Origin of the sequence: Planotetraspora thailandica, from assembly GCF_016863335.1 — a bacterium.
Lineage (GTDB): Bacteria > Actinomycetota > Actinomycetes > Streptosporangiales > Streptosporangiaceae > Planotetraspora > Planotetraspora thailandica.
In genome coordinates, this window is the sequence record NZ_BOOR01000064.1 from 65856 (window position 1) to 73287 (window position 7432).

Consider the following 7432-nt stretch of genomic DNA (forward strand, 5'->3'; position numbering starts at 1 on the left):
CTTATGGGGGTTGAAGTGCGTATGGCCCGACCATGGTCGGTGAGTCGAAATCGAAGAACACGTGCACGTTCCGTGCTGGGAGCGTTGTCCGTGGCAGTGGCCGTCTTGTCCCTGGATGCGGGGATCGGAATCACACCGGCGTCCGCGGCGGTCAACATGCCGCCCGCGCAGCCGTCAGCGGCGGATCTGACCATGTCGCCCGGGTCCGTGTGTCAGACGGAGCCGGTGCTGATCAACCGGTTGCCGCAGCTCACGGCCAAGCTGACCGACCTGGACGGCGGGAGGCTCGGCGCGCAGTTCGCCGTGTCCTGGCCGGACGCGTCGGGCAAGGTGGTACGCCAGTGGTGGTCCACCGGCGACGAGAACACTCCGCCGCCGAGCGGATCATTCAAGAGTTCGGGGTCGCCCTTCACCGCGCCGCCGCTGCCGGAGTCGATTCCTCAGGAAACGGTCGCCGGCTGGGAGGTGCGGGCGTGGGACGGCCTCGCCTGGGGGCCGTGGAGTTCCGCCGGCGATGCCACGAGGTGTCGCTTCGCCTACGAGAAGGGCGGCCCGGAGGACCCGGTGGTGACGAGCGCCGACTATCCGGGATCGATGGACCCCACGGCCGCGCCTCCGCCGACGGTCGGGCTCGGGCGCTATGGGACGTTCACCGTCAGCTCGTCGTCCACCGACGTCGTCCGCTACCTGTGGGACCTGGACACGAGTGCCTCGGCGAATCATGTGATCGCCACGAAGGCGGGTGCGCCCCGTGACATCCAGGTGCTGCCCACCTCGGACGGCCCTCATTCTCTGGCGGTGCGGGCCGTTGACGCGTACGGCAACAGCAGCCGCGAGGTGACGTACCGCTTCAACGTCCTTCCCGGTCAGCCTGATCGAGCCGCCTGGTCCCTGGACGAGGGGAGCGGCGCGGTCGCGGCGGGTTCGAGCGGTTCGTACCCGCTCGACCTGGGCGGGCACGCGGCACTGGGCGCCGACGGACATTCCGGTACGGCGTTGACCATGACCGATGAGGATTCCTACGCGGAGTCCAGGGGCGCGGTGCTGGACTTCGCGCGAGGCTTCACCGTCTCCGCCTGGGTGAAGGCCGACGACCTGAGCCGTTCGCGGACGGTGCTCTCGCAGGCGGGAACCTACAACAGCGGGGTCGCGCTGGGATACGACGCCGAAAGCGGTAAATGGGCTCTGCGCCTCTCGACCGCCGACGACCCGTCCGGAACGGCGGTCGCTGCGACGTCCGGAGCGCCGGCGGTGCCCGGGCGGTGGACTCACCTGGTCGGGACGTACAACGGAAAGTCCGCGACGCTGTACGTGGACGGAGTGGCGGCGCCTTCCGTGTCGGTGACGGCGTTCGGCGCCCGCGGAAACCTGGAGATCGGCCGCCTGCGGGACCGGGGCGCCTGGGCGGAGCCGTGGGCCGGCGAGATCGACGATCTGCGCGTGTGGGACCGTGCGGTTTCCGCCTCCCAGGTCGCGCGGCTGCACGCCACGGGAGACGTGACCACGGGTGTGCCCGCCAAGGTGGTCTGGCCTCTGGACGAGGCCGCCGGTCCGGCGGACGGTCATCCGGAGACCCAGGACGTGACCTTCCACGGAGGGGTGCAGAGCGGGCAACCGGGATACACCGGCAAGGCTGCGGCCTTCGACGGCTCCGACGGTTATGGCGACACCCCGCGCGCGGTGGCGGACTCCCGTCGCGACTTCTCCGCCGGGGCGTGGGTGCAGTTGGCGGACACGACCGCCGACCATACGGCGGTCAGCCAGAGCGGCTCCTTCGCCCTCGGGTTCGATCACGAACGGCAGGCCTGGGTGTTCCGGCTGCCGACGAGTGACGGGACAGGCGAGCAGTCGGTCTATTCGGCGGCTCAGGTCGACCCCGGAGAGTGGACGCACCTGCTCGGCGTGTACGACCGGACAGCCAAGCGGATCACCCTCTACGTCAACGGGCAGGCCGGACCCTCGGAGGCGGCGCCCTCCGTGGGGAACGCGGATGGCGGACTGCAACTGGGTCGATCCCTGGAAGCCGACGACGGTCAGGACTACTGGAAGGGCTCCGTGGACGATGTCAGGGTCTTCGACCGGATCCTGGCCCAGACGGAGGTCTCCAAGCTGGCCGCGCCGAAGCCGCCGGCGCTCGCCGGCCGGTGGATGCTCAACTCCGCGCCGGACGGCGTCACGCCGGACGCGTCACCGGCGAAACTCGGCGCCACATTGTCTGGAGGAGCGGGCATCGGCACCTCCTTCTGGACGGAATGGCTGGTGGGCGACGGCGACGGGACCAACGCCGACGGGCAGGAGGAATCCGACGGCGGCCTGGTGCTGGACGGCGTCGACGGCTACGCGGCGACCGCGACCTCACCGCTGGACACCACACAGAGCTTCACGGTCGCGGGATGGGTGAACCTGCCGGCGATTCCGGACTGCCCCGCGGAAAAGGATCTCGCCGACTGCGACATGACGGTGCTGAGCCTCCTGGGCGACGCCGACCATCCGTACAACAGCGTGTTCACCCTGCGGTGGCACGTCACCGCCCGTGGTGACGCGGAGAGCGGCCCGGGGGGCGTCTGGCAGGTGGAGATGCCCGACAGGGACGCGCCCGGAGCGGTCCGCGCGGTCGCGGAGCATAGCTATGGCGGCGGTCTTGGAACGTGGAACCACCTGGCGGTGGTCTACGACGCGGCCCGTGACCAACTGCGGTTGTACGTGGACGGCCAGCTTCAGAACAGCCAGAGTGTGGTGTCGACCGCGGACGGAGTCAAGCCCTTCGCAGGCACGGGAGGCCTGCAGTTCGGGCGGAACTGGTCGGAGGGCGTCGCCGGAGGGTATTTCGCCGGGTCGATCGACGATGTGTGGGCGTACCAGGGTGCCCTGGACGACGTGAAGATCAGGGGCCTGGCCTCCCTCGTTGAATTCCCGACGAGCACCGGGCCGTGACCTCGTAGGGCCGGGAGGGCTCGTCCCGCCCAGCCGTACGCGCGGATCGCCTCCGCCTGCACGACGCGGGCGGGGGCGATCCTCGACTTCGGGCCCGGCGGCGCGGTCGGCTGAGACCGGCCGGAGTGGGAGCTCAAGACTCTGGCAATGCCTCGTCAAATCTTGCGCAAGGCTTCTACCGGTCAAATGCAGAGCGAGGGTAGACAGAGGGGCAAAGCCGGTCAATGTTGCGCTCGCTTGGGGGGATCATGACGCGGCCCAGGAACGCATGGGAGGCCTTCCAGTCGGGCGGAGAGCCGGACGGCGTAAGCGGCGACATCATCAAGTCGTGGCGCCGGTCGCAGTGGAGCGGCGTCGATCCCGAACGCCTAGACGTGGGGCACGTCGAGGTCGGGGAGGAGTCGTCCTTCGTACGGATCGCCGCGCCCGTGCTCACCCGCATGGCCGATGTCCTGGTGGGCAGTTCGACCTGTCTGGCCCTGGCCGATCTCAGTGGCAACCTGAACTGGCGCTGGGTCTCTGAGCCCTCGCTGGCCCGCGCGCTCGACCGGTACCAGTTCGAGAAAGGCGCGCGGTTCGGCGAGGAGCACGTCGGCACCAACGCCATCGGGGTCTCGGTGGAGAGCCGCCAGGTCGCGATGGTCGTCGGTGAAGAGCACTTCAAAGAGCCCCTGCATTCCTGGGCCTGCGCCGCCGCGCCCGTCGTGCATCCCATCACCCGTCGGCTGGTCGGCGCCATCGACGTGACCTGCAAGGCGTCCGACGCCAACCACTTCCTCAAGATGGTGGCGCGCATGCTGGCCGACGAGGTCAGTTCGGCGTTGTACTCGGCCTCCACCGCCAGGGAGCGCCGTCTCCTCGACGCCTTCGTCAACTACCGTGCCACGGCGAACGGGCCGGTGATCACTCTCTACGACCACGTCATGATCGCCGACGAGGCGGCCACGGCGCTCAAGCTCGACCAGAAGAGCCTGTGGGCGACGGTCCGCGCGGCCGGCCCGGCCGCGACGCTGATCCGCCTCAGCGGCACCGTGTCCGCCCGTATGCGCACCCTGACTCCAGGCACTCTCGCCGACGGTGTAGTCCTCATCCTCGGCGGGGCGATTCCCGACCGAAGGCTGGCCCGTCCGATCGCCGCCGCCGCGCCCTCCGACCACCAGCATCCGCCGGGCCTCACCCCGATCGAGCGGGCCGAGGCGGAGATCATCACGAACGTCCTCATCGAATGCGAGGGCAACAAGTCGGCGGCCGCCTCCCGCCTCGGCATCTCGCGGGGCACCCTCTACCAGAAGCTGCGCCGCTACCGCCTCGACGGCAGTTCCTGATCAAGCCCTCTGGGGGGTTGTCCGTGGTACGGCCACGCCGCGCTGGTGCACGCGCCGTGGCCGTACCAACGGACTTATACGGCTTCCGCTGACCGGGTCACCTGGCTGGCCTGCACGAGCGCGGATGCGATGCCGCCTGGTGGACGGCAGGCGGCCACGCTGCCACCGCGATCGTTGAGGATCCAGGTGTCGGTCACCGGCTTCTGCCGTAGACGCTCCCACCACGTCGTCGTGCATTCGGGAGAGTCGGCCAGAGGAAGCCGTAGCACAAAGGAGACACCGCCTCCGGCGGGGTCTTCCACGCACAAAGTGCCCTTGTGGGACAGCGCGATGTCGTGGGCGATCGCCAGGCCGAGCCCGGTACCCCCACATTCGCGCGCACGGTGGGCGTCGAGCCTGCTGAACCGCCGGAAGATCCGCTCCCGGTCGGCCACCGCGACCCCGGCGCCGTCGTCGATGACGGACAACTCGGCCACGTCGCCGTCCCGGCGTACGCGCACCTCGACTGTGGTCCGCGCATGCCGGTGCGCGTTGTCGAGGAGGTTCGCCAGCAGCCGGTCGAGTTGGCAGCGCACGCCGTCGACGGTCACACCGGGCTCGAGCCGCAGCCGCACCTCGTGACCGCTCGCCCGCCGGGAGACCTCGGCCCTGACCGTCTCGGCCAGGTCCACCGTCTCCCGCTCCTCCGCCGTCGAGCCCGCCGCCACCCGCGTCAGGAGCAGCAGGTCGGCGGTGATCGTCTCCAGGCGGTCGACGTCGCGCAACAGAGCGGTGAGCAGCGCGGGCACGTCGGTCTGATCGAAGTGGAGCAGCGCCTCCTCGAGCTGGAGCCTCAGCCCTGCGAGGGGAGTCCGCAACTCGTGTGAGGCGTCAGCTGCGAACTGCAGTTGCTGGGCCGGCACCGGCTGCGCGTCGTCGCCCTCTCGCGGACCACGGCTCGCCGGCGCCTCAGAGGCCAGGCCGTCCCACGGCATCTTCACGCGGCATCCTCCTCCGTTCGCGATCAGGCTCTGCCCCGGGCACACGAGGCGGCGTTCAGGACGCCGCCCGGCCTCAGCCGAACCCGGGGTGTTGCTCGGCAGTAGCGATCCTGCGTGCTCGCGACCCCTCTTCGCAACAGCCTGTTCAGGAATTGAACAGGCCTCTGACCTGCTTGTTTGTCGAGCCGAATGGTCCGACCTAACGGCGGTTTCGCGCGGCTGGTAGGCCGGTTTCCGGGCATGCGGTAATCGCGGGGCTCTGGAAGGGACTACTTGGTGTGAACGATCCCCAAGAACGCTTCACGGACCTCTACGACCGGCACTATCGCAGCGTGCTCGGCTACGCCCTGATGCGGGCCGAACGCGAGACGGCCGAGGACGTGGCGAGCGAGACCTTCCTGATCGCCTGGCGGCGCCTGGACGAGATCCCCGGCCCGCCGCTTCCGTGGCTGCTCGGGGTGGCGCGCAACCTGCTCGCCAAGCAGCGCCACGTACGGCACCGCGGGCAGGCCCTGGTCGACCGGATCGCGGCGTTCACCACGGCCGCCGACCACGTCAGCTGGGATGTCGCCGACCACGTCCTGGACAGGCAGAGCGCGCTCGCCGCACTGGCCTCCCTGCGGGACGAGGACCTGGAGGCGATCACCCTCGCCACCTGGTACGGCCTCGCTCCCGTCGAGGCCGCCGCCGTCATGGGGTGCTCGGCCCGCACCTACAACGTCCGGCTGCACCGAGCCCGGGCCCGCCTCGCCACGGCGATGCGAGCCGACAGCCGCCCCGCACCGCAGCGCCGGACCGCCGCCTCCCGCCGGTTCCTGGAGGAGACCTGATGACGAACCCTCATGAGGAGCAGACGATGACCGACGACATGATCGCCCGGCTCAGGCCGGCGCGGCTGGACGAGATGGCCGACGAGGGCTACCGGCGGCGCCGGTCCGCCGACCTCGCCCGTGCTTTCGCCACCCCCCGAACCCCCCTCCCAACCCGAAGGTTCTCCATGCCTCGACGTCGTCCGCTCCTGCTCATCACCGGCACCGCCGTCGCGGGGCTCGCCGCCGCCGTGATCGCAGTCCCATCCCTGACCTCGGGAGGCGGCGCCCCCGGGCATGCGGTCAACACGGTGGTGGCCGGCCCGACCCTGCTCGACGCCCGCACGATCCTCCTGTCGGCGGCCGAGTCGGCGGCCCGGGAACCCGCCACCACCGGGCGCTACTGGTACACCCTCGATCGCACGACCCAGCGGGTCGACCGGATCGCGGTCAAGCCGGGATCGGGAAAGAGCCCGAAGGTACAGAAGCTGCCGTTCACCGCCTCCGTCTCCACCTCCCAGGAGTCCTGGACGGCGCGCAGCGCCGAGGACCGCACCCGGACGATCACCGGCATCGATTTCAAGACGGCCTTCGACTCGCCGGCCGACGAGACCAAGTGGAAGGACATGGGCTCACCGGCGCTCTATGGGGGCACCGGCAGACCGCAGGTCAACAACTACGACATGCCGATGAAATTCATCATCGGCCAGCAGCAGGTCAGCATGGCCGAGCTCGCGAAGCTGCCCACCACCGAGGCGGGGCTGGACAAGGAGCTGAGGCGTCGCTACCAGGCGGACGTGAACGACCCGAAGAACCCTCTCCAGGGGACCTACCTGGAATACGTCTGGGGGACGGCGCAGGACCTGCTGGCCGGGCCGGTCTCGCCGGGTACCCGCGCGGCCCTTTACCGTGTCCTCGCCGACCAGCCGGGCCTCACCTTGGCCGGAACGGTGACGGATCCGTTCGGCCGTTCTGGCATGGCGATCGAAATGACCACCAAGGGGAACTCCGAGGGGGAGTCCTTCCGGCTGATCGTGGATCCGGGCACCGGGCGGCTGCTGGCCTACCAGGCCTTCGGTGACGGGTCGACGCCTCTCCTGACGGAGGCCTACAAGTCGATGGGCTGGACGAACAGCCTCGACGCGCGCCCCTGATCGCGGTCGCGTCTGCAGGCCGTACGGCGAAGCGAACGGGGGCTTCGCCGTACTGGCTGGCTGTCCGGGACCGCGACAGTGCGCAACCCGGTGCGACACGGCGCGCGGTACCGACTTGCGTTGTCTCGGAACAGCGACGGCGTGACGTGTGTGGCACCCGGACGGTGCAGCGTGGTGTGGCACCCGGACGGTGCGGCGGCGTGGTGTGGCGCGCTGCGTGGCATCGACCC

The 7432-nt window shown here is 70.0% G+C and carries 5 protein-coding genes; 4 read left to right on the forward strand and 1 reads right to left on the reverse strand.

Annotated elements, in window-relative coordinates; translation table 11 throughout:
- Positions 1 to 90 precede the first annotated feature (90 nt).
- Together Pth03_RS33855 and Pth03_RS33860 are read left to right on the forward strand one after the other, a co-directional pair.
- Positions 91 to 2934 (forward strand): LamG domain-containing protein, encoded by a 2844-nt coding sequence (locus Pth03_RS33855; RefSeq protein ID WP_203948541.1) that lies wholly within the window; start codon positions 91 to 93, stop codon positions 2932 to 2934.
- 248 nt (positions 2935 to 3182) lie between these two features.
- Positions 3183 to 4259 carry a helix-turn-helix domain-containing protein gene (locus Pth03_RS33860; RefSeq protein ID WP_203948542.1) on the forward strand — a complete coding sequence of 359 codons (1077 nt, stop codon included), beginning with the start codon at positions 3183 to 3185 and terminating at the stop codon, positions 4257 to 4259.
- A gap of 74 nt (positions 4260 to 4333) precedes the next feature.
- Here the strand turns inward: Pth03_RS33860 and Pth03_RS33865 are convergent, their stop codons facing one another.
- Entirely contained in the window at positions 4334 to 5233 is a 900-nt protein-coding gene (locus Pth03_RS33865; protein WP_239119570.1) for a sensor histidine kinase, read from the reverse strand.
- A 284-nt stretch (positions 5234 to 5517) separates the two neighbouring features.
- Between Pth03_RS33865 and Pth03_RS33870 the strand changes: the two genes are divergently transcribed.
- Positions 5518 to 6069: an RNA polymerase sigma factor gene (locus Pth03_RS33870; protein ID WP_203948544.1), complete on the forward strand. Its 552-nt coding sequence runs from the start codon at positions 5518 to 5520 to the stop codon at positions 6067 to 6069.
- Complete coding sequence (locus Pth03_RS33875; RefSeq protein ID WP_203948545.1) at positions 6069 to 7202, forward strand: CU044_5270 family protein; 1134 nt, start codon at positions 6069 to 6071, stop codon at positions 7200 to 7202. The genes Pth03_RS33870 and Pth03_RS33875 overlap by 1 nt, the downstream gene beginning before the upstream one ends.
- Positions 7203 to 7432 lie beyond the last annotated feature (230 nt).

What these genes read in the sequence shown, in the direction of transcription:
- Pth03_RS33860 (WP_203948542.1), top strand. Translation starts at nt 3,183, where the DNA reads ATGACGCGGCCCAGGAACGCATGGGAGGCCTTCCAGTCGGGCGGAGAG.
- Pth03_RS33865 (WP_239119570.1), bottom strand. Translation starts at nt 5,233, where the DNA reads ATGCCGTGGGACGGCCTGGCCTCTGAGGCGCCGGCGAGCCGTGGTCCG.
- Pth03_RS33875 (WP_203948545.1), top strand. Translation starts at nt 6,069, where the DNA reads ATGACGAACCCTCATGAGGAGCAGACGATGACCGACGACATGATCGCC.